A 25,591-nucleotide genomic window follows, 5' to 3' on the forward strand; every position below is an offset into this window, starting at 1 on the left:
TCCAGCCCGTTATCGCTGTCGCCCTGGCGGCAGCCCTAACGGGCTGCTTGCATTCTGAACGGATCGAAGAGTTCGGTGGCCCGACCATGGGCAGCACCTATTCGATCAAATACGTCCGCAGTGAAGGTGTCGCGCCGCAAGCCGAACTCAAGGCCGCGACCGAGGCGATCCTCGCCGAGATCGATCTGCAGATGTCCACTTATCGCGATGATTCGCTGATCGAGCAGTTCAACCAGGCGCCGGCCGGTACCTGCCAGGCCATGCCCAAGGGCGTGCTGGATCTCGTGCGTGCCGGCAATCGCCTGCACGAGGAGAGCCAGGGCTACTTCGACCTGACGCTGGAGCCGCTGCTCGACCTCTGGGGCTTCGGGCCCAAAGGGCAGGGCGAAGCCGTCCCGGATGCCGAACGTCTGGCCGAAGTGCGTAAGCGGGTTGGCCAGCAGCACCTGAGCATCGAAGGCGAGCAGCTGTGCAAGGACGTCGACGTGGAAGTCGACTTCAACAGCATCGCTGCCGGTTACGCTGTCGATCAGATCGTCGCGCGTCTGGGCGAGCTGGGCGTTACCAGTTACCTGGTCGAGGCCACCGGCGAGCTCAAGGCGGCTGGTTTCAAGCCTGACGGCAGCCACTGGCGTATCGGTCTGGAGGCGCCGCGTAATGATCAGCGTGTCGCTCAGCGCATCCTGCAGCTCGATGGTTACGGTATCTCCACCTCGGGGGACTATCGCAATTACTTCGAAGAGAACGGCCAGCGCTACTCGCATACGCTCGATCCGCTGACCGGTAAACCGGTCAATCACAAACTGGCAGCTGTCACGGTGGCCGATCCATCGACCTTGCGCGCCGATGGCTTGTCTACCCTATTGATGGTGCTCGGGCCGGATGCCGGTATGGCCTTCGCCGAGCGCAACGCTATCGCGGCGTTTTTCGTGACGCGTGAGGGCGAGGGTTTCGTCACACAGGGCACGGCCGCATTCGAGCAGCTATTCGCTGCAGGAGATGAGCAATGACTTTTCTGGTTGTATTTCTGGCCATGATTCTGGTCGTCGGCATGATGGCCGTCGGCGTGATCATGGGGCGCAAACCCATCGCCGGTTCCTGCGGTGGCATCGCCAACCTCGGTATCGAGAAGGAGTGCTCGATCTGTGGTGGTAGTCGTGAGAGGTGCGAAGAGGTCAATCGCGACAACGGCGAAGCGCCGAACACTGACCTGGCTTACGACGCGAGCAAGCGCTAAGCCAGGCGGTATGCTTTGATAGCCGGCAGCTGTAATCCACTGCCGGCCCTGCCGAGGGTGCGCCACAAGCGCTCCGGCCTGATCTGAAGGAGTAAACATGGCGGTCTACAACTACGATGTGGTGGTGCTGGGCTCCGGCCCGGCGGGCGAGGGCGCGGCGATGAACGCGGCCAAGGCCGGGCGCAAGGTGGCCGTGGTGGACAACCGTCCGCTGGTCGGTGGCAACTGTACCCACCTCGGCACCATTCCCTCCAAGGCGCTGCGCCACTCGGTGCGGCAGATCATGCAGTTCAACACCAACCCGATGTTTCGCCAGATTGGCGAGCCGCGCTGGTTCTCCTTCCCTGATGTGCTGAAAAGCGCTGAGAAGGTGATCGCCAAGCAAGTCACCTCGCGCACGGGCTACTACGCGCGCAACCGCATCGACACCTATTTCGGCACAGCCAGCTTCGCCGACGAGCAGACGATCGAAGTGGTCTGCCTCAATGGCGTAGTGGAAAAGCTGGTGGCCAAGCAGATCGTTATCGCCACCGGCTCGCGCCCCTATCGCCCGGCCGATGTCGATTTCCGCCACCCGCGTATCTACGATAGCGACACCATTCTCAGCCTCGGCCACACGCCGCGCCGCCTGATCATCTACGGCGCCGGGGTGATCGGCTGTGAGTACGCCTCGATCTTCAGCGGCCTGGGTGTGCTGGTCGACCTGATCGACAACCGCGATCAACTGCTCAGCTTCCTCGACTCGGAAATCTCCGATGCCTTGAGCTATCACCTGCGCAACAACAACGTGCTGATCCGTCACAACGAAGAGTATGAGCGCATCGAGGGGCTGGAGAACGGCGTGATCTTGCACCTGAAGTCGGGCAAGAAGATCAAGGCCGACGCGCTGCTCTGGTGTAACGGTCGTACAGGCAATACCGATCAGCTGGGGCTGGAGAACATCGGCATCGCGGTCAACAGCCGTGGCCAGATCCAGGTCGACGAGCATTACCGCACCGAGGTCAGCAACATCTACGCCGCCGGTGACGTGATCGGTTGGCCGAGCCTGGCCAGCGCCGCTGCCGACCAGGGCCGTTCCGCTGCCGGCAGCATCGTCGACAACGGCAGCTGGCGTTTCGTCGATGATGTGCCGACCGGCATCTACACCATTCCGGAGATCAGTTCGATCGGTAAGACCGAGCGTGAACTGACGCAGGCCAAGGTGCCTTACGAAGTGGGCAAGGCCTTCTTCAAAGGCATGGCCCGTGCGCAGATCTCGGTCGAACCGGTGGGCATGCTGAAGATCCTCTTCCATCGCGAAACCCTGGAAGTGCTGGGCGTGCACTGCTTCGGCTATCAGGCCTCGGAGATCGTCCACATCGGCCAGGCGATCATGAACCAGAAGGGTGAAGCCAACAGCATCAAGTACTTCATCAACACTACCTTCAACTACCCGACCATGGCCGAGGCCTATCGGGTTGCCGCGTTCGACGGCCTCAACCGGCTTTTTTGAGCGGCTCCGGCCGGCGGCCTGAGCCGGTCGGGGAGACAGGCTGGGTAGTGGCTTCCGAGTGGCGCTGGCCGAATCGGGAGAGCTTCTAGCGTCTCAGGCGGCAGCAAACGACAAAACCGGCCTAGTGCCGGTTTTGTCGTTGTTGGGCGTTATATTCGTAGCCTGGGCTTGCTCTCCTCTCCCGCTTGCGGGAGAGGAGCCGGGGGAGAGGGCTGTGGGGCTCAACCGCGCAATGTCTGTGCCGCGAGACCAGGGAAGTCGGTGATGATGCTGTCGACACCGAAATCAGCCAGGCGACGCATCAGCGCCGGCTCGTTGACCGTCCAGACCGACACGTGCAGGCCTTGCTTCTGCGCCTTGAGCAGGCGTTCCGGGGTGCACAGCGTCCAGTTCAGCGCCAGCAGATGGCAACCGTAATGCGCCGCGACTTTCAGCGGGTCGAGCCAGGCGTACTCGGCAACCAGACCCAGCTGCAGCTGCGGAGTCAGCTCACGTGCGGCCTTGAGTACCTCGCGTGAGCTGGAGGTGATGGTGATCTGCTCGCGCAGGCCGAAGCGCTCGACGAGTTCCGAGATGGCCAGCACCGTGCGTGCGGCGCGGACCTTGGAGGCGCTTTTCACCTCCAACTGCCAATGCTCGAATGTGCACTGCTCGAACAAGTCTTGCAGGCGTGGAATCGGGCAGGGACGCACCCAGCCCGGGCCGCCCTTGCGCGCGTCGTATCGGCTCAGGTCGGCAGCATCGTGCTCGACCACCTTGCCGCGCAGGCCCGTGGTGCGCTTCAAGGTTGGGTCGTGGATCACCATCAGCTCACCGTCGCGTGACAGGTGTAGGTCTAGCTCGCAACGATTGACGCCATGCTCCAGGCAGCGCTGGAAACTGGCCAGGGTATTTTCCGGGGCTTCGCCCTTGGCGCCGCGATGGCCGTAGATGAGAGTCACTGTTGCTCCTTGGCGGTATCGAGGTGGCGTGGCTGGTGATGGCGCACGCTGTTGATCACGTGATCGTATTCGAAATAGACGCTGAATTCGCGGTAGTCCCAGCGTGTGATCGGCGGCTGGCCGACGGGCTTGTGCTCTTCATCGGCCAGGCCGAAACGCTCCAGTACCGAACGCTTGGACTGGCCTTTGTGCGGCAGGTTGCTGGCGTCGAGATCGGCGCCCTGGCTGCCCAGGGGAATGGTCAGGGTATCGGCGAGTAGAGCAGTAGGGGCGAGCAGGGTGAAAAGCAGAGCGAGACGATACATGGCGGTTCCTTGGCGACTGTCATTCGCGGGCTTGGCGACGCTCCAAAGCCTGCTTTTGCAGGATATGCCGAGCCAGCAACTGGCGCTGTGCGTCGGTCAACGCTTCGAACTCGGTGCCTATCTCGAATTGGCCATCCGCGCGCTGGCTGCAGTGCACCACCTGGCCACGCAGGAGGAGACCGAGCGCCTGGGGCATCAGCACCATCTTGATCGCCAGATGGCTGCCCGGCGCCACGGCCTGGGCGTTATTGAAGCTGATGCCGCCTTCGGACAGCGATACCTGGCGTGGCGCGCCGATGTCGCGCAGCAGGCTCTGCGCCACGGCCTGGCCAAGCAGGTCGATGCGCTTGTTGATCACCTTCAGGTAGTTGGCCAGGGTACGGTCGCGCTCAGTGATATGGCGCAGCAGATGCTGGGATTCGAAGTCCATCAGGTGCAGGTCGCTGAGCAGGTTGAACAGCGGCGATGGATCGTGAAGCGCGTCGCTGGCATGGGCCTCGGCCCCCGACAGCAGGCTGAATTCCAGTGCGATCGTATCGTCGATACGATAGTATTCGCGGCGATCATCTACATCGTTAGTCGACATGGCGAACCCATGAAAGCGGTGGTGGTCGAAGACCCTGTTGAAAGTCTCGCGAACTGGATGCGTGCCAGGCAAGCGTCGCTGAACAAGCCTCGGTTACGAATGGTAAACGAGCATTGCTCGCTTCGCTCGCCCCTTCGGGGCCACACTGAAGCGCGCTGGTCATAAGCGGCTTTCCAAGTGTCTTTAACGCAGCATGCCCGATACGCAGCAGACTTTGAGTTGCTTCTGAGTGTAAGGCTGCTGACCTGGCCCTGCCACAAGGACGTTTTTTCTTTCCCCCGAATCTCTCCGACATGTTCAGACCTCTGTTCGTATTCATCGGTACGCGCTACACGCGGGCCAAGCGTCGCAACCACTTCGTCTCCTTCATTTCCCTGACGTCCATGCTCGGCCTCACCCTCGGGGTGATGGTAATGATCCTGGTGCTGTCGGTGATGAATGGTTTCGACCATGAAATGCGCACTCGGGTGTTGGGGATGATTCCTCACGCCACGGTCGAATCGCCGACCCCGGTCAGCGACTGGCCGGCATTGGCGCGACAGGTCGAGCGCCATCCGCGCGTCGAGGCGCTGGCACCCTTCACTCAGATGCAGGGCCTACTGACACACGACGGCAAGGTGCAGAAGGTGCTGATCAATGCCATCGACCCCGAGCAGGAACGCAAGGTGTCGATCATCGACGGTTTCTTCCAGCAGGGTAATCTCGACAGCCTGCAGCCAGGTGATTTCGCCATGGTCATCGGTGACAAGGCGGCGGCCAAGCTGGGCCTGAAGTTGGGTGACAAGGTCACCTTCGTCGCGCCCGAGGTCACGGTGACCCCCGCCGGCATGTTCCCGCGTCTGAAGCGCTTTACCGTGACCGGCATCTTCCACGTCGGCGCCGGCGAGATCGACGGTGCACTGGCCCTGGCCAACATCAGCGACCTGGCGCGCCTGCAGCGCTGGAAGCCGGATCAGGTACAGGGCCTGCGCCTGAAGTTCGATGATCTGTTCCAGGCGCCGCGCAGCGCCTGGGAGATCGCCCAGACCCTCGACGGTGATTTCTACGCCCGCGACTGGACCCGCACCCACGGCAACCTGTACCAGGCCATTCGCATGGAGAAGACCATGATCGGCCTGCTTCTGCTGCTGATCGTCGCGGTGGCCGCGTTCAATATCATTTCCACCCTGGTGATGGTGGTGACCGACAAGAAGGGCGACATCGCCATCCTGCGCACCCTCGGCGCCACGCCGCGGCAGATCATGGCCATCTTCATGGTGCAGGGCACGGTGATCGGTGTGGTCGGCACCTTCATCGGCGCTGTGCTGGGGATTCTCGCAGCGCTCAACGTCAGCAGCCTGATCGCCGGCATCGAACGTCTGCTGGGCATCAAGTTTCTCAATGCCGATGTCTACTTCATCGATTACCTGCCCTCGCAACTGCAGAGCGCCGACGTGGTGATGGTCTGTACCGCGGCGTTGCTGCTGAGCTTCTTCGCCACCCTGTATCCAGCCTGGCGCGCTGCGCGTACCCAGCCGGCCGAGGCCCTGCGCTATGAGTGAGTCCATGAACCAGAACGCCATGAAACAGCACAATGCCGTGCTCAGCTGTCGCAACCTGAGCAAGCGTTACGACGAGGGCCCCGAGTCGGTGGTGGTGCTCGATGGCCTCGAGCTGGAACTCTTTCCCGGTGAACGTGTGGCCATCGTCGGCAGCTCCGGTTCCGGCAAGAGCACCCTTTTGAACATGCTCGGCGGCCTGGATACGCCCAGCGAGGGCAGCGTCTGGCTGGCCGGCGAGCAACTCTCGGCGCTGAGCGAGACCGCTCGAGGTCTGCTGCGCAACCGCGCGCTGGGCTTCGTCTACCAGTTTCACCACCTGCTGGCCGAGTTCACTGCGCTGGAGAACGTCTGCATGCCGCTGTTGATCGGCAAGACGTCGATCAGCGAAGCGCGCGAGCGTGCCACCAAGCTGCTCGAGCGAGTCGGGCTTGGCCATCGCCTCAATCACAAGCCGTCAGAACTGTCCGGTGGTGAGCGCCAGCGTGTGGCGATTGCCCGTGCCCTGGTCAACCGCCCGGGGCTGGTGCTGCTCGATGAACCCACCGGCAACCTCGACCAGCACACCGCTGAAGGCATTCAGGAGCTGATGCGCGAACTCAGCCGTGACTCCAACACCGCGTTCCTGGTGGTGACCCACGACATGCAGCTGGCGCGGCAGATGGATCGCGTGCTCAGTCTGCAGGACGGCAAACTGGTGACCCTCTGATGTTTCGTCCGCTGAGTATCTTCATCGGCGCTCGCTACACACGGGCCAAGCGCCGCAACCATTTCATCTCCTTCATTTCGCTGACCTCGATGATCGGCCTGGCGCTTGGCGTGCTGGCGATGATCGTGGTGCTGTCGGTGATGAACGGTTTCCAGAAGGAAATGAGCTCGCGCATTCTCGGCATGGTGCCGCACGCCATGCTCTACGGCGCCGAGCCGGTCGCCGACTGGCGCGCCCTGGCGGACAAGGCCATGGCCAATCCGCAGGTGCAGGCGGCGGCACCCTATGCCGAGCTGGAGGGCATGCTTTCGCATCGCGGGCTGATGCAGCCGATCCAGATTCATGGCATCGATCCGGCAGAAGAGGGCAAGGTATCGATCCTGCCCAAGCACATCCGCCAGGGCAGCCTGAACAATTTGCAACCCGGTGAATTCGGCGTGGTGATCGGCGACATCACCGCGCGGCGTTTCGGCTTGCAGGTGGGCGACAAGCTGACCTTGATCATCCCTGAGCTGAGCAGCGCGCCTGGCGGCGTCACGCCGCGCATGCAGCGCTTGAACGTGGCTGCGGTGTTTAAGGTCGGTGCCGAATTGGACAGCTCGCTGGCCCTGATCAACGTCGTCGACGCCGCTGCCATGCAGCGACTGCCGGAAGGCACGGTGCCGGGCATTCGCCTGGCGCTGAAAGACCTCTATCAGGCGCCGCAGGTATCCAAGGCGCTGCTGGCGCAGTTGGGCGCCGACTACCGTGCCGATGACTGGACTCACACTCAGGGCAGCCTGTTCAGCGCGATGAAGATGGAGAAGACCATGATCGGTCTGCTGCTCTTGCTGATCGTCGCGGTCGCAGCCTTCAACATCATCGCCACGCTGATCATGGTGGTCGCCGACAAGAGCGGCGACATCGCCATTCTGCGCACCCTGGGCGCCACGCCACGGCAGATCATGGCGATTTTCATGGTGCAGGGTTCGGTGATCGGCCTGGTCGGTACGCTGATTGGTACGGTGTTGGGTGTGCTGGCGGCGCTCAATGTCAGCGCCCTGGTGGCTTGGCTGGAATCGTTCGCCGGGCAGCAGGTGATGAGCTCCGATGTGTACTTCATCAGCAGCTTGCCATCGGATCTGCAGTGGCTGGATGTGGTGCTGATCTGCTCGGCGGCGCTGATCCTGAGCTTCCTTGCCACGCTCTACCCCTCATGGCGGGCGGCGCAGGTGCAGCCGGCCGAAGCGCTGCGCTACGAGTAAGAACGAAAAAGCCGTCAACTAAGACGGCTTTTTCTTTTCAGCGGCGCTCCAGTCGGCGCTTTTCCTGACGCTTGCGCCAGCTACGCTGTACCCACCAGCGCCAGTAGAGCATGGTCAGCACGTAGCCCAGTATCGCGAGGATGATCCCCGCGACGAAGGAGCCCAGGTACAGCGGCTTCCACAGCACCGCTACCTCGGCCGTGATCCATTCTAGACTTAGGGTCTGCGGCATGCGCACGGGCGGTGTCTGCATGATCCACGCGCCCAGTTTGTAAGTGCAATAGAAAACCGGTGGCATGGTGATGGGATTGGTCAGCCACACCAGGCCGATGGAAATCGGCAGGTTGGCGCGCATCGGGATGGCGACGGCGGCGGCGGCCAGCATCTGCATCGGCATGGGGATCATCGCCCAGAACAGGCCGATGGCCATGCCGCGAGCTACCGAGTGACGGTTGAGATGCCAGAGATTGGGATCATGAATGAGTTTGCCGAGAAAGCGCAGGGACTTGTTACCCTTGATGCTGTCGGGGTTGGGCATGTAGCGCTTGAAGAAACGACGCGGCATGAAGAGTCTCTGGGCAGGCAAAAGCGCCGATATTATGCACGGATTCGGTCTGGCCAGCGTTTCCATATTGTGACCGAAGGTGAGCGCCGGACGCGTTCGCTGCAGTTCGATGAGCAGGGAGGAAGGGGATGCGAACAGGGATGTTGGCGCTGGCCTTGGGGCTATTGACGCTGCGCTTTCTGCCAAGCCTGCCGCCGAGTTGGTTGTTGCTGGTGGCGGTCTGCGTCGCTCTGGCTTTGCTGTTCTCGCGCCTCTATCCGCTTGGGTTCTTTTTGCTGGGGTTGGCCTGGGCCTGCTGCTCGGCGCAATCGGCACTGGATGACCGCCTTGCTCCACAGCTCGATGGCCGTACCCTGTGGCTGGAGGGGCGGGTGGTCGGCCTGCCTGAAGTGGCCGATGGTGTGGTGCGCTTCCAGTTCGAAGAGGCGCACTCGCGGCGCGCCGAGCTGCCGAAAAGAATGCGCCTGGCCTGGTATGGCGGGCCGCCGGTGCAAGGCGGCGAGCGCTGGCGTCTGGCGGTCAACCTGAAGCGGCCGCATGGCCTGGTCAATCCGCAGAGCTTCGACTACGAAGCCTGGTTGCTGGCGCAGCGTATCGGCGCCACGGGCACGATCAAGTCTGGCGAACGGTTATCCTCCGCGACGGGCTTTGGTAGCTGGCGCGACAGCCTTCGCCAGCATCTGCTGGCTGTGCCGGCCTTTGGGCGCGAAGGTGCCATTGCTGCTCTGGTCCTCGGTGATGGCTCCGGCCTGAGTACGAGCGACTGGCGCCTGCTGCAGCACACGGGCACGGTGCATCTGATGGTCATCTCCGGCCAGCATATTGCCCTGCTAGCCGGCTTTCTTTACGGACTGGTGGCGTTGCTGGCGAGAGTCGGTGCCTGGCCAAGGCGCTGGCCCTGGTTGCCCTGCGCCTGTGCGTTGGCCTTGAGCGGGGCGCTGGTCTACGGGATGTTGGCTGGTTTTGAGGTGCCGGTGCGCAGGGCCTGCGTGATGGTTGCGCTGGTGCTGCTCTGGCGCATGCGCTTTCGTCATCTGGGCGCCTGGTGGCCATTGTTGCTGGCCTTGATCGTGGTTCTGCTGCTAGAGCCGCTGGCATCGTTGCAGCCGGGATTCTGGTTGTCGTTTTCGGCGGTGGCGATTCTGGCTCTGGTATTTGGCGGTCGGCTAGGCGTCTGGGGTTGGTGGCGCGGGCTGACACGCGCGCAGTGGACCATGGCCATCGGCCTGCTGCCGATGATGCTGATTCTCGGTCTACCCGTTAGCAGCAGCGGGCCGTTGGCCAATCTGGTTGCCGTGCCTTGGGTGGGGCTGGTAGTCGTACCCCTGGCCTTGCTGGGCACTTTGCTGCTGCCTGTCCCGGTGATCGGGGAGAGCTTGCTGTGGCTGGCCGGTGGTGCATTGTATCTGTTGTTCGAGTTGCTGAGCGTGATCGCTGCTTGGCTACCTGCCTGGTTGCCCAGCAACCTGCCGCTGTGGGCCTGGTTACTGGCGGCGGCAGGTGCCTTGTTGCTCCTGCTGCCGGCCGGTATACCGTTGCGTCTACCCGGCCTTGCGCTGTTATTGCCTGCATTGCTGTTGCCGCCGAAACAACTGGGCGATGGCCGCGCCGATGTCTGGGTGCTGGACGTAGGGCAGGGGCTGGCGGTGCTGGTGCGGACCCGGGAACACAGCCTGCTGTACGACGCAGGCCCACGGTTCGGCGATTTCGATACAGGGGAGCGTATCGTCCTGCCTTCCTTGCGGGCAATGAACCTCAGGCGGCTCGACCTGATGCTGCTCAGCCATGCCGACAATGATCATGCCGGCGGGGCTGCCGCGATCAAAACCGGTATGCCGGTGAGCCGGGTCATCAGTGGCGAGCCGCACCGGCTGGCCAGAACGCTCGGCGCTGAGGATTGCGAATCGGGACAGCGCTGGCAATGGAACGACGTGACGTTCAGGTTGTGGCAGTGGGATAAGGCCGTATCCGGCAATCAGCGTTCTTGCGTATTGCAGATCGAGGCGGCGGGTGAGCGCCTGTTGCTGACTGGTGATATCGATGTCCGCGCCGAACGCGCGCTGATGCAGGCCGACTTTCCCCTGGCCTCGCGTTGGCTGCTGGCACCCCATCACGGCAGTCGCACATCATCCAGTCAGGCTTTTATCGATGCGGTCGGTGCGCAGCATGTGCTGATCACGCGCAGTCGCCACAATGCCTTTGGGCATCCTCACCCGCAGGTGTTGGCGCGCTATCAGGCGGCAGGCGTCGAGGTGCATGACACGGCGTTGCGCGGTGCTCTGCATTTACGTCTGGGCGAACAGGTCGCGCCTCGCAGGTTGCGAAGCGAGCCACGTTTCTGGCGGGAAAAATGAGAACGGCGGCGGTCGGCGGGCGTTACGCCCTGTGCTAGAGTGGCGCGACTTTTTCGAGGGGGATTCTCTACCGTGTGGGAACTGGTCAAAGCTGGCGGCTGGATGATGCTGCCGATCATTCTCTGTTCCATCGCTGCTGCCGGCATCGTCGCCGAGCGCCTGTGGACCCTGCGGCCCGCCCGCGTCACCCCGGCCAATCTGCTGGCTCAGGTGTGGCGCTGGATCAAGGACAAGAAACTCAACAACCAGAAGCTCAAGGAGCTGCGCGAGGATTCGCCGCTGGGGCAGATTCTCGCTGCCGGCCTGGCCAACTCCAAGCATGGTCGCGAGATCATGAAAGAGTGCATCGAGGAGGCCGCAGCCCGCGTCATCCACGAGCTGGAGCGCTACCTCAATGCGCTCGGCACCATTGCCGGGATCGCGCCGCTGCTCGGCCTGCTCGGTACCGTACTGGGTATGATCGAAATCTTCAGCTCCTTCATGGGCTCGGGCATGGCCAATGCGCCGATGCTCGCCGGCGGTATCTCCAAGGCGCTGATCACCACGGCAGCTGGCCTGATGGTGGCGATCCCGGCACTGTTCTTCCACCGCTATCTGCAGCGTCGTGTCGACGAACTGGTAGTCGGCATGGAGCAGGAAGCGATCAAGCTGGTGGAAATGGTGCAGGGTGATCGCGACGTCGACCTGGGTGAGGGCAAGGCGTGAAATTCCGGCGCAAACCGCGGGAGAACGTCGAGATCAACCTGGCCTCGTTGATCGACGTGGTATTCATCCTGCTGCTGTTCTTCGTGGTCACCACCACCTTTACCCGCGAGACCCAGCTCAAGGTCGATCTGCCTGAGGCGGCCAGTGGCACGCCGCCCGAGCAGACCGAGCTCAAGCAGGTCGAGGTGCTGATTGGTGCCGATGGCGCCTACTCGGTCAATGGCAACGCGCTGCTGGAGAGCAACCTGAGCAACCTGATGGCGGCGTTGCAGAAGGAGTCCGACGGCGACAACAGCCTGCCGTTGATCCTCAGTGCCGATGGCAAGACCCCGCACCAGGCGGTGATTACGGCCATGGACGCTGCCGGCAAGCTGGGCTTCTCGCACCTGCGCATCACCACGGTGGAAGCACAGGAAAATCCTTAAGTGAGCGCTGCTGATCGCTTGCTCGAGGCCTGGTACCGCGGTCACCCGGCGCTGGCGCTGCTGCGCCCGCTGGAGTGGCTTTACCGTCGTGTGGTGCAGAGCAAGCGTGAGCGCTTTCTGGCCGGCGAGGGCGATATCTACCGCGCCCCGGTGCCGGTGCTGGTGGTGGGCAACATCACCGTCGGCGGTACCGGCAAGACGCCGCTGATCCTCTTTCTCATCGAACATTGCCGCGCCCGTGGCCTCAAGGTCGGCGTGGTCAGCCGTGGCTATGGCGCCACGCCGCCGAGCCTGCCGTGGCGCGTGCGTGCCGAGCAACCTGCGGCCGAGGCAGGTGACGAGCCCTTGCTGATCGTCCAGCGTACGGGCGTGCCCTTGATGATCGATCCGGATCGCAGTCGCGCCGTGCGTGCGTTGCTGGCCGAAGAAAAATTGGACCTGATCCTCTGCGACGACGGCCTGCAGCACTACCGCCTGGCGCGCGATCTGGAACTGGTGTTGATCGATGCCGCGCGCGGCCTGGGCAATCGCCGCTGCCTGCCGGCCGGACCACTGCGTGAACCGGCCGAGCGTCTCAGTGAGGTGGATGCGGTGTTGTTCAATGGCGCCGAAGCTGACCGCGCCGATGGCTACGCCTTTCGCCTGCAGCCGACCGCACTGGTCAATCTGGCCAGCGGTAAGCGCGTCGGCCTCGATCATCTGCCACCTGGCCAGGCGGTGCATGCGGTGGCCGGTATCGGTAATCCGCAACGTTTCTTCAATACCCTCGAAGCGCTAAACTGGCGGCCGGTTCCGCATCCCTTCGCCGACCATGCTCAGTACGATGCCGCGCAGCTCAGTTTCGAGCCACCGCTGCCCCTACTGATGACGGAAAAGGATGCGGTGAAATGCCGGGCCTTCGCCGCCGCCGACTGGTGGTACCTGGCCGTCGACGCCGTGCCCACGCCGGCTTTTGTCGATTGGCTGGATAACGAATTGGCCCGCCTCATACCGGGGTCTTGATGACCCCATCAAGGATTGCGCCATGGACCTCAAACTGCTCGATATTCTCGCTTGCCCGATCTGCAAAGGCCCGCTGCAGCTTTCCGAAGACAAGACCGAACTGATCAGCAAGGGCGCCGGCGTGGCCTACCCGATTCGCGATGGCATTCCGGTGATGCTGGAAAGCGAAGCCCGTACCCTGAATACCGATGAGCGTCTGGACAAGTAAATGAGCGCAGCCTTCACCGTCGTCATCCCCGCCCGTTACGCCTCCACCCGTCTGCCCGGCAAGCCGCTGCAGGACATCGCCGGCAAGCCAATGGTGCAGCACGTCTGGGAGCAGGCGAAGAAGAGTTCGGCCCAGCGCGTGGTCATCGCCACCGACGATGCGCGTATCGTCGAAGCCTGCCAGGCCTTTGGCGCCGAGGTGCTGCTGACTCGCGAGGATCACAACTCCGGCACTGATCGCCTGGCTGAAGTCGCCACCCAGCTCGGTTTGCCGGCCGATGCCATCGTGGTCAACGTACAGGGCGACGAACCGCTGGTCCCGCCTGTGATCATCGATCAGGTGGCGGCCAACCTGGCGGCCAATCCGCAGGCTGGTATCGCCACCTTGGCCGAGCCCATCGAGGACGTCACCGCGCTGTTCAATCCGAATGTGGTCAAGGTGGTCGCCGACAAGACCGGCCTGGCTCTGACCTTCAGCCGTGCGCCGCTGGCCTGGGCACGTGACGCCTTTGCCAAGAGCCGTGATGCGCTGCCGCAAGGTGTGCCATACCGCCGTCATATCGGTATCTACGCCTACCGCGCCGGCCTCCTGCATGACTTCGTCGCCTGGGGCCCATGCTGGCTGGAAGACACCGAGTGCCTGGAACAGCTGCGCGCGTTGTACAACGGCGTGCGCATCCACGTCGCCGATGCGCTCGAAGCGCCGGCTGCTGGCGTGGATACCGCCGAAGACCTGGAGCGGGTACGCCACCTGCTGGGGGCCTGATGAAGGTTCTGTTCGTCTGCCTGGGCAACATCTGCCGTTCACCGACGGCAGAAGGCGTGTTTCGCCACAAGCTGCGCGCAGCTGGCCTGGAAGATCGGGTGCAGGTGGATTCCGCTGGCACTGGCGACTGGCATGTAGGCAAGGCGCCTGACAGTCGTACGCGCCAAGCCGCGCTGCGCCGTGGCTATGATTTGTCTGCACAGCGTGCGCGCCAGGTCGAGGCCGCCGATTTTCAGCGCTTTGACCTGATCCTGGCCATGGATCAGAGCAATTTGCGCAACCTCAAGGCGCTGCGTCCTGCCAATGCCGGTGCTGACCTCGATCTCTATCTGCGCCGTTATCAGCTGGCATTGGATGAGGTGCCGGACCCTTATTACGGCGGCGAAGATGGCTTCGAGCAGGTCCTGGACCTGATCGAACAGGCCAGCGATGCGCTGTTAATCGAGATCAAGGGGCGCCTGTGAGCCTGAATCTGCAGAGCGACGTGTCGCTCAAGGCCTTCAACAGCTTTGGCGTTGACGTGCGTGCCCGGCTATTCGCCGAAGCCCGTCACGATGACGAAGTGCGCGAGGCGTTAGGCCTGGCGCAACAGCACGGCTTGCCGCTGCTGGTGATCGGTGGCGGCAGCAACCTGCTGCTCACGCGTGATGTCGAGGCACTGGTGCTGCGCATGGCCAGCCGTGGTATTCGCATTCTGGCGGATGACGGCGAGCAGGTGCTGGTGGAGGCCGAAGCTGGCGAGCCCTGGCATCCCTTCGTGCAATGGAGCCTGGCGCAAGGTCTCAATGGCCTGGAAAACCTCAGCCTGATTCCCGGTACCGTCGGCGCCGCGCCGATGCAGAACATCGGTGCCTACGGCGTGGAGATCAAGGATCTGTTCGAAGGCCTGACCGCGCTGGATCGACAGACCGGAGAACTACGCGACTTTTCTCTCGAAGAATGCGCTTTCGCCTATCGCGACAGCCTGTTCAAGCGCGAAGTCGGGCGTTGGCTGATTCTGCGCGTGCGCTTTCGTTTGAGTCGTCTGGCTTCGCTGCGTCTGGATTACGGTCCGGTACGTCAGCGCCTGGTAGAGATGGGCGTGGAAGCGCCGACCGCCAGCGATGTCAGCCGGGCAATCTGCGCCATTCGCAGCGAAAAGCTGCCAGATCCCGCCGAGCTGGGTAACGCCGGCAGTTTCTTCAAGAATCCGGTGGTGCCATTCGAACTGGCCGAACGCATTCGCGCCGAACATGCTGACTTAGTCAGCTATCCGGCTGGTGCTGGCCTGGCCAAACTGGCGGCTGGCTGGTTGATCGAGCGGGCAGGGTGGAAGGGCGCGCGTGAGGGTGATGCCGGCGTGCATCGTTTGCAGGCGCTGGTGCTGGTCAACTACGGCAACGCCACGGGTGCGCAATTGCTGCAGTTGGCGCAGCGTATCCAGGCTGATGTATTCGAGCGCTTCGGTGTTGAGTTGGAGATCGAGCCTAACGTGCTCTGATCTGTTCCTGCTTGCCACTCCCGGATTGCATCCAGGCTACGCTTCTGCAGCGCCAGACACGGAAATGAAAAAGGGGATGCCTAGGCATCCCCTTTTTAGTGACCGCGGGAGGATCAAGCCTGGGGCTTGACCTCTTCCTCGTCGGCTGGCGTCTGTTCTTCCGGCTGCGCTTGCTCTACCGCTTCGCTCGCGTTTTGCTCGCTGACGACAGGAGTGGTTTCGGCTTCGGCGACAGGCTCGACCGCTGGAGCTGTTTCGACTGCAGTGGCTTCGGCTTCTACCGGGGCGCTTGCTTCAGTGACCGGAGCAACTTCGACTGCTGGGGCTGCTTCTACAGCCGGGGCAGCAGCGGCAGACTGTGCAGCTTCGCGCGCCAGGCGCTCAGCTTCACGCTGACGACGACGCACTTCACGCGGGTCGTTCGGCGCGCGGCCAGTGGCATTGGCCGGAACCGCGGCGGCAGCAGGCGCTTGTTCGACCGCTACCGGAGCAGGCTCCTGGACGACTTCGGCAACCGGCTCAGCTTGAACGGCCGGCTCGGCAGCAGGAGCTTCCACGACGACAGGGGCTTCGACTACGGCCGGCTCTGCTTCAGTTGCTTTCTCCGCGACCGGAGCTTCGACCACTTCAGTCACGGTAGCTTCGGCTTGCGCCTCGACCGGTTGAGCAGCAGGGGCTTCTTCAACCTGAGCAGTCGGTGCTTCGACGGCCGGTGCTGGGTTGACCGGAGCTTCGCTGGCAACGGCTTCGCTGCTATCGACGCTTTCTGCAACCACGGCGGCGGCAGTGGCTACGGCAGCTGGAGCGGCGGCTTGGGCTTCGTTACCTGCGGCTTCGCTGTTCTTGGCGCTTTCGATCAGGTTGCCGTCGGCATCACGCTGACGCTCGCGACGGTTGCTGCGGCGACGCTGACCACGAGAGCGGCGACGCGGACGTTCGCCGTCGTTGTTGTCCTGCTCGTCATCCTGCAGTTGCTCTTCGTTCGGCAGCGCTTCGTCCTGCAGAGCCTCGGCCTGCTCGGCACGTGGTTGACGCTCTTCGCGCGGCGGACGCTGACGTTCCTGGCGCTCGCCACGTGGTTGGCGCTCGGCGCGTTCTTCACGTTGTTCATTGCCGGCGGCGTCCAGTGGCTCGCGCAGTTCACGTACGCGCTCTTCACGCGGAGCGCGCTCTTCGCGCGGTTTGCGCTCGCGGCGGTTTTCCTGGCCTTCACGCGGCTCGCGTGGGGCGCGTTCTTCACGTGGAGCACGCTCTTCACGAGGCTGACGCTCTTCGCGCGGCTCGCGTGCCTGGCGCTCTTCACGCGGAGCACGTTCTTCGCGCGGCTTGCGCTCTTCGTCGCGACGACCACCGCGATTGCGGCTCTGCTGACGACCATTGCGGCGCTCTTCGCGCGGTGGACGCTCGCTGTTCTTCTTCTCGACGACAGCTGGCTTGGCTTCTTCTTCCTGGCCGGCGAACAGGCTGACCAGCGACTTCACCAGGCCTTTGAACAGGCTCGGCTCAGGTGCTTTGGTCGGCGTCAGCGGCGCTTGCGGCTCGGCTGCGGCCGGGGCACTGCTGCGTGGCGCGGCTTTGATTGCGGCCTCCTGGCGAACCAGGGTGCGCGTGGCAGCGGCCGGGTGGGCGGCTGCTTCTTCGGTTTCTGCAGTAGCGGCGATTTCGTAGCTGGTCTGGCCGCTCAGCGCTTCCGGGCTGTCGTCACGCAGGCGCTGCACTTCGAAATGCGGCGTTTCCAGGTGGTCGTTCGGCAGGATCACGATGCGCGCACGAGTGCGCAGTTCGATCTTGGTGATCGAGTTGCGCTTCTCGTTGAGCAGGAAGGCGGCGACAGGGATCGGTACCTGGGCGCGGACTTCGGCGGTGCGATCCTTTAGTGCTTCTTCTTCGATCAGGCGCAGGATGGCCAGCGACAGGGATTCGACGTCACGGATGATGCCTTGGCCATTGCAACGCGGGCAGACGATGCCGCTGGTCTCACCCAGGGACGGACGCAGACGCTGACGGGACATTTCCAGCAGGCCGAAGCGCGAGATGCGGCCGACCTGAACGCGGGCGCGGTCGGCTTCCAGGGCTTCACGCACCTTTTCTTCGACGGCGCGCTGGTTCTTGGCTGGGGTCATGTCGATGAAGTCGATGACGATCAGGCCGCCGATATCACGCAGACGCAGTTGGCGGGCGATTTCTTCGGCCGCTTCCAGGTTGGTCTGCAGGGCGGTTTCCTCGATGTCGCTGCCTTTGGTGGCGCGCGCCGAGTTGATGTCGATGGACACCAGGGCTTCGGTCGGGTCGATGACGATGGAACCGCCGGACGGCAGCTTCACTTCACGCTGGAAGGCGGTTTCGATCTGGCTTTCGATCTGGAAGCGGTTGAACAGCGGCACGCTGTCTTCATACAGCTTGATCTTGCTGGCGTACTGCGGCATCACCTGCTGGATGAAGGACAGGGCTTCTTCCTGGGCTTCGACGCTGTCGACCAGCACTTCGCCGATGTCCTGGCGCAGGTAGTCGCGGATGGCGCGGATGATGACATTGGATTCCTGATAGATCAGGAACGGGGCAGGGCGGCTGGTGGAGGCTTCCTTGATGGCGCTCCACAGTTGCAGCAGGTAGTCGAGGTCCCACTGCATTTCTTCGCTGGAACGACCCAGGCCGGCAGTACGCACGATCAGGCCCATGTCGGCTGGTGCATTGAGGCCATTCAGTGCTTCGCGCAGTTCGTTGCGCTCCTCGCCTTCGATGCGGCGGGAGATACCACCAGCGCGTGGGTTGTTCGGCATCAGCACCAGGTAACGACCGGCCAGGCTGATGAAGGTGGTCAGAGCTGCTCCCTTGTTGCCGCGCTCTTCTTTCTCGACCTGGACGATGACTTCCTGGCCTTCCTTGAGCACGTCCTTGATGTTGACGCGGCCGCCTTCAGGAGACTTGGAGAAGTATTCGCGGGAGATTTCTTTGAGGGGGAGGAAACCGTGGCGTTCGGAACCGAAATCGACGAAAGCGGCTTCAAGGCTGGGTTCAACGCGGGTGATACGGCCTTTGTAGATGTTGGCCTTCTTCTGTTCGCGGGCGCCGGACTCGATGTCCAGATCGTAGAGTTTTTGGCCATCTACCAGGGCAACACGCAACTCTTCGGGCTGAGTTGCGTTAATTAGCATTCTTTTCATGTGGTACCAATGGGTTCCGGGCTAGCGGAAGCCACGTTAGGCACACACGACTCTCAGGGTCGGTGTCAGGCGCGTCAGAAACGGTCGTAAATCGTTCCACTGTCTAGCGACGGTCAGCCATTATCAGGCGGCGGTCGCGACGGACGTCTCCTGCTTGCTGTGGTGACAGAAAGCACTCAGTCAGGAAGAGGAATCAACTGGCGGTAGCGGACGAGATGAGGCGTCTTTGATCAAGCGATGTGCTACGCAGTCCGACAGTTGTACATCTCCACCCTACACGTATCGCTGAAAATCGGGTGCCGCGCGCGGATTCCGCAGCGGTTGTCAGTTACCGCGACCGCCCGGCGGGCGAATCGCGCATCATACTCAAGGCTTTATTTCCGAAGTCTTCGTGGCCTTTTGCGGCCTTTCTAACCTGAAGAATCCGTCGGACGGCCTCACGTCCAAATACGTTTGCGCGGGCAGGGGATGGCAAGTTTGGCATTCATCCACAAGCCAGGCCGCTTTTGGCGGCGTTCGCGACTATAGCAGCAATGATTAAGTGCTTCAATTCCATAAAAAATTGTTATGATTGCGCGATGACTACTCCTGCCTCTCCAACCTCCGGCGTTCAGCTGATCGAGGTTGCACCGGAACTCGCCGGCCAACGCATCGACAACTTCCTCAGGACACAGCTCAAGGGCGTGCCCAAGACCCTTATTTACCGCATCTTGCGCAAGGGTGAGGTGCGGGTTAACAAGGGTCGGATCAAGCCCGAATACAAACTCCAGGCTGGCGATGTCGTGCGTGTGCCGCCGCTGCGTCTGGCCGAGCGCGATGAGCCCGAGCCGCTGGCGCAGGGGCTGCTGCAGCGCCTCGAAGCCGCCATCGTTTATGAGGACAAGGCGCTGATCGTGCTGAACAAGCCGGCCGGTATCGCCGTGCATGGTGGCAGCGGTTTGAATTACGGAGTGATCGAGGCGTTTCGCCAGTTGCGTCCCGATGCCAAAGATCTGGAACTGGTGCACCGCCTCGATCGCGATACGTCCGGCCTGCTGATGATTGCCAAGAAGCGCAGCATGCTGCGCCATCTGCACGAAGCGCTGCGCGGCGATGGCGTGGACAAGCGCTATATGGCGTTGGTGCGCGGCCATTGGGCGACTGCCAAGAAGCAGATCGCCGCGCCGCTACTGAAAAGCAACCTGCGCTCCGGCGAGCGTATGGTCGAGGTGAATCCCGAGGGCAAGGAGGCGCTCACGGTATTTCGTGTGCTGCGCCGTTTCGGCGAGTTCGCCACGCTGGTCGAAGCCAGGCCGATCACGGGCCGTACCCACCAGATTCGTGTGCATGCCCAATATGCAGGCCATGGTATTGCCGGCGACAGCAAATACGGCGATGACGACTTCTCCCGTGAGATTCGCGAGCTGGGCGGCCAGCGCCTGTTCCTGCATGCCTATGAGTTGCACGTGCCGCTGCCTGACGGTGGCGTGCTGAAGCTCGAGGCGCCGGTGGACGAGATGTGGGCCAAGACCCTGGAGCGCCTGAGTGTCTGATTATCAGCTGCTGATCTTCGATTGGGATGGCACGCTGGTGGATTCCATCGGCCGTATCGTCGAGGCCATGCATCGAGCGGCCGATGTAGCGGGCGTGCCGCGCTGCACCGATATCGCAGTGCGCGGGATCATTGGTCTGGAGTTAGGGGTGGCGATTCGCACGCTTTACCCGGAACTCGATGAGCCGCTGCGAATCGAAACCATCCGGCGCGCCTATAGTGAGCAGTATCTGGCGCTGGAGACCGAGCCGTCCCCCTTGTTCGAGGGTGTGCGCGAGTCGCTCGAAGTCTTTCGTGAGCAGGGGTATCAATTGGCTGTGGCGACCGGCAAGGGGCGCAGGGGGTTGCATAGGGTGCTGGCTGACAAGGGTTGGCTGGATTACTTCGATATCACCCGTTGCGCTGACGAGACGGCAAGCAAGCCGGATCCGCTGATGCTGCACGAGATTCTCGCGCATTGCCGGGTGCAACCCGAGCAGGCGCTGATGGTCGGGGATTCGACCTTTGACCTGCTGATGGCGCGCAATGCCGGGATGGATGCCGTGGCGGTGGGTTTCGGTGCGCAGCCGCTGTCGGTGTTGCGCGAGTGCTCGCCGCGTTTGGCTATCAACGAATTCAATGAGCTGCGTGCGTGGCTGGAAGTCGGTCGTGCGCAGCGTTCAGCAGAGGTGAGTGAATATGTCGGATGAGTGGAAGTCATCGTCTTCGTCAGGCGAGGATGCCAAGAGCTGGAAGTTGCTGGAAAAGGCACTGCTGTCCAGTGTTCAGGAGCAGCGTCGTTCGCGTCGCTGGGGTATTTTTTTCAAGCTGCTGACCTTTATTTACCTGTTCGGTGCGCTGGCGCTGGTGTTGCCGGTGCTTGATTTGAAAAAGGCCTCGACCACTGAGGCGCATACGGCGCTTATCGAAATTCGCGGCATGATCGCTGATCGTGAAGAGGCGAGTGCCGATAAGGTGGTGGGGAGTCTGCGCGCCGCCTTCGAGGACACCAATACCAAGGGCGTGATCCTGTGTATCAACAGCCCGGGCGGTAGTCCGGTGCAGTCCGGCTACATCTATGACGAGATTCGTCGCTTGCGTGGCGAGTATCCGCAGACCAGGGTCTACGCCGTGATCAGTGATCTGGGTGCATCTGGCGCCTATTACATCGCCAGCGCCGCAGATGAGATCTATGCCGACAAGGCCAGTCTGGTCGGCTCCATCGGTGTTACAGCGGCCAGTTTCGGCTTTGTTGAAACCATGGAAAAGCTTGGTGTCGAGCGTCGCGTTTACACCTCGGGTGAGCACAAGGCGTTTCTCGATCCGTTCCAGCCGCAGAAGGAAGAGGAAACTCGCTTCTGGAAAACCGTGCTGGACACCACTCATCGTCAGTTCATCGACAGCGTGAAGCAGGGGCGTGGTGATCGCCTCAAGGCTGACGAGCATCCCGAATTGTTCTCGGGGTTGGTCTGGTCCGGCGAGCAGGCGCTGCAGCTGGGCTTGGTCGATGCGCTGGGTAGTGCCAGCTATGTGGCGCGTGAGGTGATTGGCCAGAAAGAGATGGTCGACTTCACTCAGCGTGATACGCCGTTCGATCGCTTCGCCAAGCGCCTGGGTACCAGTGTCGCGGATCGCATTGCGCTGTGGATGGGCTTTCAGGGGCCGACGCTGCGCTGACATATAAAAGAAGGCCCGCTTAGCGGGCCTTCTTTATTGATGAATCAAGGAATCTCGACGCCTTCGTTGAGTAGCATGTCCACCAGGCGAATCAGTGGCAGGCCGACCAGGCTAGTGGCGTCTTCGCCCTCGGTGCTGCGAAACAGGCTGATGCCCAGGCCTTCGGACTTGAAGCTGCCGGCGCAATCGAATGGTTGCTCGCGTTGCAGGTAGCGCAGGATCTGCTCGTCGCTCAGTGGGCGAAAATGCACGGTGAAGGGTACGCATTCGACCTGGCATTTGCCGGTGCTCGAATTGAGCAGTGCCAGTCCGGTCAGAAAGGTGACGCTGCTGCCGCTGGCGGCGCGCAACTGTTGCTGGGCTCTCGGCAGATCGTGGGGTTTGCCGAGTATCTGTCCATCACTGAGCGCGGCGACCTGGTCCGAGCCAATGATCAGGTGGTACGGGTGGTTGGCTGCGAGGGTGCGGGCCTTTTCTTCAGCTAGGCGTTTGACCAGGTCGATGGCGGCTTCGCCCTCGCGGCGGCTTTCATCGATGCTGGGTGACTGCCAGGTAAAGGGTAGTTGCAGGCGTTCGAGCAGCTCGCGGCGATAGGGGGAGCTGGAGGCGAGCAGCAGTGCGGGCATGTTCTCTTCCTTTATACGCGTGGGTGGGAAATTCTACTGACCGTCGCGCCTCGAAAACAGGCCGAATTTCCTTTGACATGGACAGGGTGCATCCCTAGAATGCTGCGCCTATGTTGAATGGGCCGATTCCACCTCACGTTGATCCGCGCAAGCTCGCCGACCGCGAAGCTACCCTTGAAGGGCAGCTCGAACTGGCCAGCCTGCCGCGTCTCTGCGACCCGCTTGCCGATACGGCTGGTACGGTGCAGGCGAAATTTCATTTCGCCCGTGACGAGCAGAAAACTGTGGTTATCCGCAGTGAGCTCGAGGTTGAGGTCAAAATGGTCTGCCAGCGTTGTCTGGAGCTGGTCGCGCTACCCATCCGCAGCGAATGTGAATACGCCGTGGTTCGGGTTGGAGCGAACACTCAGTCCTTGCCCAAGGGCTACGACATACTGGAAGTGGGCGAAGAGCCGCTGGAGCTGCTCGGTTTGGTCGAGGAAGAATTGCTTCTCGCCCTGCCGATCGTTCCTGCTCATGCCCCAGGTGATTGCCAGCAGCCGGACGGTCTCGATGAGCCCGAGCCGGGCGAGGACGAGGTATCGCGGTCCAACCCGTTCAGTGTATTGGCGCAGTTAAAGCGTGACCCAAACGTTTAGGAGTTAATGAGTTATGGCTGTTCAGCAGAACAAAAAATCCCGTTCCGCCCGCGACATGCGTCGTTCGCACGACGCCCTCGAGGCCAGCACCCTGTCCGTAGAGAAGAGCACCGGTGAAGTTCACCTGCGCCACCACGTTTCTCCGGAAGGCGTGTATCGCGGTCGCAAAGTGATCGACAAGGGCGCTGACGAGTAATCCTTGTCCGCCTCGATCATCGCGATTGATGCAATGGGTGGGGACTTCGGTCCCCACTGCATTGTTCCGGCCTGCATTTCTGCGCTGGCCGAATTCCCCTCGCTGCACCTGGCCCTTGTCGGTCAAGCTCCCCTCATCGAAGAACAGCTCGCTCGCCAGTCTGGCGTCGATCGCTCGCGCCTGCAGGTTCATCACGCCAGTGAAGTGATTGCCATGGGCGAGCGTCCAGCTCAGGCCCTGCGCGGCAAGCCGGATGCCTCGATGCGCGTGGCGCTGGAATTGGTGCGTCAGCGTCAGGCGCATGCCTGCGTCAGCGCGGGCAACACCGGTGCGCTGATGGCGCTGTCGCGTTATGTGCTGAAGACGCTACCGGGCATCGACCGGCCGGCCATGGTCAGCCCGATTCCTACCGAGCGCGGTCATTGCTACCTGCTGGATCTGGGCGCCAACGTCGATTGCAGTGCCGAGCACCTCTATCAGTTCGCCATCATGGGCGCCGTGGCTGCCGAGACGCTGGGCGTCCCTCGGCCGCGGATCGCCTTGCTCAATGTCGGTACTGAAGACATCAAGGGCAATCAGCAGGTCAAGCTGGCGGCCAATATGCTGCAGCAGGCGCCAGGGTTGAACTTCATTGGCTACATCGAGGGCGACGGCATGTACCGCGGTGAGGCCGATGTCGTGGTGTGCGACGGCTTCGTTGGCAATATCCTGCTCAAGTCCAGCGAAGGCCTGGCCAAGATGATCACCGGGCGGGTCGAGACGCTGTTCAGTGAGGGGTTGTTCGCGCAGGCCATCGGTGCTCTTGCGATGCCGCTGCTGCGTCGCCTCAAGGCCGACCTGGCGCCCGCCAAGCACAATGGTGCGAGTTTTCTCGGGCTGCAGGGCATCGTGGTCAAGAGCCATGGTGCGGCGGGGCAGGAGAGTTTCCAGAGCGCCATTCGTTGTGCGTTGCGCGAGGTGCAGGAAAACTTGCCGCAGCGACTGCATGGTCGCCTCGAAGACTTGTTACTGTAGACTCGTCACGTTTTCAGGGCGCCTCTAAAAACTACCTGCGTTGCCATCGCGGCGTTAAAAACAGGCTCAAAATGCTCATTTACAGCGCGTAAACTGCGCTTTTTCGCCTATTTTTGCCTTGCGCTGGCTGCCTCGCCTACGTTTTTAGAGGCGCCCTTCAGGGCATAGGCTGCGGTCTAATGTGACCGCTGCGCGTAGCCTGTCATCCAACTGTCAGTTTGCTGCGCCAGGCTCGCCTGGCGTTGGTTTTTCGACTCAAGGGACTTATTCATGTCTGCATCCCTCGCATTCGTCTTCCCCGGTCAAGGCTCGCAAGCCCTGGCCATGCTTGCCGGCCACGGTGCTCAGCAGAAGCTGGTGCTCGATACCTTCGGTGAAGCCTCTGAAGCGCTCGGCTACGACCTCTGGGCGCTGACCCAGCAAGGCCCGGAAGAGCAACTGAACCAGACCGACAAGACTCAGCCGGCCATTCTCACTGCCTCCGTCGCCCTGTGGCGCCTGTGGCAGGCCGAAAACGGCGCCAAGCCGGCGTTCGTCGCCGGTCACAGCCTGGGTGAATATTCCGCGCTGGTCGCCGCTGGAAGCATCGCCTTTGCCGATGCCGTGAAGCTGGTGGAGCGCCGTGGTCAATTGATGCAGCAGGCCGTTCCAGCCGGGCAAGGCGGTATGGCCGCCATCCTCGGTCTGGAAGATGCCGACGTACTCGCTGCCTGCGCCGAAGCTGCGCAGGGTGATGTGGTCAGTGCAGTGAACTTCAACGCACCTGGCCAGGTGGTGATCGCCGGTAGCGCTGCTGCCGTCGAGCGCGCCATCGAGGCGTGCAAGGCCCGTGGCGCCAAGCGCGCTATGGCGCTGCCGGTCAGCGTGCCGTCGCATTGCGCGCTGATGAAGCCGGCCGCCGAGCGTTTCGCCGAGTCGGTGGAAGCGCTGAGCTGGCAGGCGCCGCAGATCCCGCTGGTACAGAACGTCAGTGCAGCCGTGGTGTCCGATCTGGCCACGCTGAAAGCCGACCTGCTGGCGCAGCTTTGCAGCCCGGTACGCTGGGTCGAGTCCATGGTGCGCCTGTCCGAGCAGGGCGTTACCGAGCTGGTCGAGTGCGGCCCGGGCAAGGTGCTGGGCGGCCTGAACAAGCGCTGCGTCAAAGGCATCAACACTTACAATCTGGATACCCCCGATGCTTTCGCCGCTGCTCGCGCTGCGTTGGCTTGAG

At 62.4% G+C, this 25,591-nt stretch carries 27 protein-coding genes; 21 read left to right on the plus strand and 6 right to left on the minus strand.

Translation table 11 applies throughout. From position 1 onward, the window contains the following. Positions 1–86 precede the first annotated feature (86 nt). The 3 genes from CXP40_RS18025 to sthA all read left to right on the plus strand — a co-directional run bounded on the left by CXP40_RS18025 (position 87) and on the right by sthA (position 2,729). Complete coding sequence (locus tag CXP40_RS18025; RefSeq protein WP_106734879.1) at positions 87–1,010, plus strand: FAD:protein FMN transferase; 924 nt, start codon at positions 87–89, stop codon at positions 1,008–1,010. Then, positions 1,007–1,237: a (Na+)-NQR maturation NqrM gene (nqrM, locus tag CXP40_RS18030; protein WP_106734880.1), complete on the plus strand. Its 231-nt coding sequence runs from the start codon at positions 1,007–1,009 to the stop codon at positions 1,235–1,237. Before CXP40_RS18025 ends, nqrM begins: the two co-directional genes overlap by 4 nt. A gap of 97 nt (positions 1,238–1,334) precedes the next feature. Continuing rightward, positions 1,335–2,729 (plus strand): Si-specific NAD(P)(+) transhydrogenase, encoded by a 1,395-nt coding sequence (sthA, locus tag CXP40_RS18035; RefSeq protein WP_099526433.1) that lies wholly within the window; start codon positions 1,335–1,337, stop codon positions 2,727–2,729. A 221-nt stretch (positions 2,730–2,950) separates the two neighbouring features. Here sthA and CXP40_RS18040 read toward each other — a convergent pair whose 3' ends face one another. From CXP40_RS18040 to CXP40_RS18050, 3 genes are read right to left on the minus strand one after another with little or no spacing between them, the layout of a single operon-like run. Then, positions 2,951–3,670 carry a glycerophosphodiester phosphodiesterase gene (locus CXP40_RS18040; protein ID WP_106734881.1) on the minus strand — a complete coding sequence of 240 codons (720 nt, stop codon included), beginning with the start codon at positions 3,668–3,670 and terminating at the stop codon, positions 2,951–2,953. Next, positions 3,667–3,975, minus strand: a complete 309-nt coding sequence (locus CXP40_RS18045) for a hypothetical protein (RefSeq protein WP_017677627.1) — start codon at positions 3,973–3,975, stop codon at positions 3,667–3,669. Before CXP40_RS18045 ends, CXP40_RS18040 begins: the two co-directional genes overlap by 4 nt. Before the next feature lie 19 nt (positions 3,976–3,994). Continuing rightward, positions 3,995–4,561: a PilZ domain-containing protein gene (locus tag CXP40_RS18050; protein ID WP_021488566.1), complete on the minus strand. Its 567-nt coding sequence runs from the start codon at positions 4,559–4,561 to the stop codon at positions 3,995–3,997. 293 nt (positions 4,562–4,854) lie between these two features. On the opposite strand from CXP40_RS18050, the gene CXP40_RS18055 reads away from it, so the two are divergent. The 3 genes from CXP40_RS18055 to CXP40_RS18065 are packed head-to-tail and all read left to right on the plus strand — an operon-like array spanning position 4,855 to position 8,052. After that, entirely contained in the window at positions 4,855–6,102 is a 1,248-nt protein-coding gene (locus CXP40_RS18055; RefSeq protein WP_017677625.1) for a lipoprotein-releasing ABC transporter permease subunit, read from the plus strand. Between the two features lie 19 nt (positions 6,103–6,121). Further along, positions 6,122–6,808: a lipoprotein-releasing ABC transporter ATP-binding protein LolD gene (lolD, locus tag CXP40_RS18060; protein WP_370604933.1), complete on the plus strand. Its 687-nt coding sequence runs from the start codon at positions 6,122–6,124 to the stop codon at positions 6,806–6,808. Continuing rightward, on the plus strand, positions 6,808–8,052 hold the full coding sequence (locus CXP40_RS18065) for a lipoprotein-releasing ABC transporter permease subunit (protein ID WP_106734882.1): 1,245 nt from the start codon (positions 6,808–6,810) through the stop codon (positions 8,050–8,052). Before lolD ends, CXP40_RS18065 begins: the two co-directional genes overlap by 1 nt. A gap of 37 nt (positions 8,053–8,089) precedes the next feature. Here CXP40_RS18065 and CXP40_RS18070 read toward each other — a convergent pair whose 3' ends face one another. Next, a complete protein-coding gene (locus CXP40_RS18070) occupies positions 8,090–8,617 on the minus strand; it encodes a DUF2062 domain-containing protein (protein WP_106734883.1) in 528 nt (175 codons plus the stop codon). A 128-nt stretch (positions 8,618–8,745) separates the two neighbouring features. Here CXP40_RS18070 and CXP40_RS18075 point away from each other — a divergent pair, with 128 nt between their 5' ends. The 8 genes from CXP40_RS18075 (at position 8,746) to murB (ending at position 15,556) form a co-directional block, all read left to right on the plus strand. Then, on the plus strand, positions 8,746–10,971 hold the full coding sequence (locus tag CXP40_RS18075) for a DNA internalization-related competence protein ComEC/Rec2 (RefSeq protein WP_256579478.1): 2,226 nt from the start codon (positions 8,746–8,748) through the stop codon (positions 10,969–10,971). 72 nt (positions 10,972–11,043) lie between these two features. After that, complete coding sequence (locus CXP40_RS18080; RefSeq protein ID WP_017677620.1) at positions 11,044–11,676, plus strand: MotA/TolQ/ExbB proton channel family protein; 633 nt, start codon at positions 11,044–11,046, stop codon at positions 11,674–11,676. Then, complete coding sequence (locus CXP40_RS18085) at positions 11,673–12,101, plus strand: biopolymer transporter ExbD (protein ID WP_099526424.1); 429 nt, start codon at positions 11,673–11,675, stop codon at positions 12,099–12,101. The genes CXP40_RS18080 and CXP40_RS18085 overlap by 4 nt, the downstream gene beginning before the upstream one ends. Then, positions 12,102–13,103, plus strand: a complete 1,002-nt coding sequence (gene lpxK / locus CXP40_RS18090; RefSeq protein WP_106734885.1) for a tetraacyldisaccharide 4'-kinase — start codon at positions 12,102–12,104, stop codon at positions 13,101–13,103. Positions 13,104–13,125: 22 nt separating this feature from the next. Beyond that, entirely contained in the window at positions 13,126–13,311 is a 186-nt protein-coding gene (locus tag CXP40_RS18095; protein WP_013714804.1) for a Trm112 family protein, read from the plus strand. Next, positions 13,312–14,076 carry a 3-deoxy-manno-octulosonate cytidylyltransferase gene (gene kdsB, locus CXP40_RS18100; RefSeq protein ID WP_106734886.1) on the plus strand — a complete coding sequence of 255 codons (765 nt, stop codon included), beginning with the start codon at positions 13,312–13,314 and terminating at the stop codon, positions 14,074–14,076. Beyond that, positions 14,076–14,540 (plus strand): low molecular weight protein-tyrosine-phosphatase, encoded by a 465-nt coding sequence (locus CXP40_RS18105; RefSeq protein WP_106734887.1) that lies wholly within the window; start codon positions 14,076–14,078, stop codon positions 14,538–14,540. The genes kdsB and CXP40_RS18105 overlap by 1 nt, the downstream gene beginning before the upstream one ends. Continuing rightward, complete coding sequence (murB, locus tag CXP40_RS18110) at positions 14,537–15,556, plus strand: UDP-N-acetylmuramate dehydrogenase (protein ID WP_106734888.1); 1,020 nt, start codon at positions 14,537–14,539, stop codon at positions 15,554–15,556. The genes CXP40_RS18105 and murB overlap by 4 nt, the downstream gene beginning before the upstream one ends. 113 nt (positions 15,557–15,669) lie before the next feature. On the opposite strand, the gene rne is transcribed toward murB, so the two are convergent. Then, positions 15,670–18,720: a ribonuclease E gene (gene rne / locus CXP40_RS18115; RefSeq protein ID WP_106734889.1), complete on the minus strand. Its 3,051-nt coding sequence runs from the start codon at positions 18,718–18,720 to the stop codon at positions 15,670–15,672. A gap of 578 nt (positions 18,721–19,298) precedes the next feature. Between rne and rluC the strand changes: the two genes are divergently transcribed. The 3 genes from rluC to sppA are packed head-to-tail and all read left to right on the plus strand — an operon-like array spanning position 19,299 to position 21,907. After that, entirely contained in the window at positions 19,299–20,252 is a 954-nt protein-coding gene (rluC, locus tag CXP40_RS18120; RefSeq protein WP_106734890.1) for a 23S rRNA pseudouridine(955/2504/2580) synthase RluC, read from the plus strand. Continuing rightward, positions 20,245–20,940, plus strand: coding sequence for an HAD-IA family hydrolase (locus CXP40_RS18125; protein ID WP_106734891.1), 696 nt, complete (start codon positions 20,245–20,247; stop codon positions 20,938–20,940). Before rluC ends, CXP40_RS18125 begins: the two co-directional genes overlap by 8 nt. Further along, positions 20,930–21,907, plus strand: coding sequence for a signal peptide peptidase SppA (gene sppA, locus CXP40_RS18130; protein ID WP_106734892.1), 978 nt, complete (start codon positions 20,930–20,932; stop codon positions 21,905–21,907). The genes CXP40_RS18125 and sppA overlap by 11 nt, the downstream gene beginning before the upstream one ends. 44 nt (positions 21,908–21,951) lie before the next feature. On the opposite strand, the gene CXP40_RS18135 is transcribed toward sppA, so the two are convergent. Continuing rightward, entirely contained in the window at positions 21,952–22,533 is a 582-nt protein-coding gene (locus tag CXP40_RS18135; RefSeq protein WP_106734893.1) for a nucleoside triphosphate pyrophosphatase, read from the minus strand. A gap of 110 nt (positions 22,534–22,643) precedes the next feature. Here CXP40_RS18135 and CXP40_RS18140 point away from each other — a divergent pair, with 110 nt between their 5' ends. The 4 genes from CXP40_RS18140 (at position 22,644) to fabD (ending at position 25,590) form a co-directional block, all read left to right on the plus strand. After that, positions 22,644–23,171, plus strand: a complete 528-nt coding sequence (locus tag CXP40_RS18140; protein ID WP_106734894.1) for a YceD family protein — start codon at positions 22,644–22,646, stop codon at positions 23,169–23,171. Between the two features lie 13 nt (positions 23,172–23,184). After that, positions 23,185–23,367, plus strand: a complete 183-nt coding sequence (gene rpmF / locus CXP40_RS18145; protein WP_003245185.1) for a 50S ribosomal protein L32 — start codon at positions 23,185–23,187, stop codon at positions 23,365–23,367. Between the two features lie 3 nt (positions 23,368–23,370). Further along, on the plus strand, positions 23,371–24,381 hold the full coding sequence (gene plsX, locus CXP40_RS18150; protein ID WP_106734895.1) for a phosphate acyltransferase PlsX: 1,011 nt from the start codon (positions 23,371–23,373) through the stop codon (positions 24,379–24,381). A gap of 270 nt (positions 24,382–24,651) precedes the next feature. Continuing rightward, the gene (fabD, locus tag CXP40_RS18160) at positions 24,652–25,590 is read left to right on the plus strand and encodes an ACP S-malonyltransferase (RefSeq protein ID WP_106734896.1); all 939 of its coding nucleotides are present in this window, start codon (positions 24,652–24,654) and stop codon (positions 25,588–25,590) included. The last annotated feature ends 1 nt before the right edge of the window (position 25,591 follow it).

This window comes from Pseudomonas sp. YY-1 (assembly GCF_002843095.1).
In the GTDB taxonomy this organism is placed as follows: Bacteria; Pseudomonadota; Gammaproteobacteria; order Pseudomonadales; family Pseudomonadaceae; genus Aquipseudomonas; species Aquipseudomonas sediminis_A.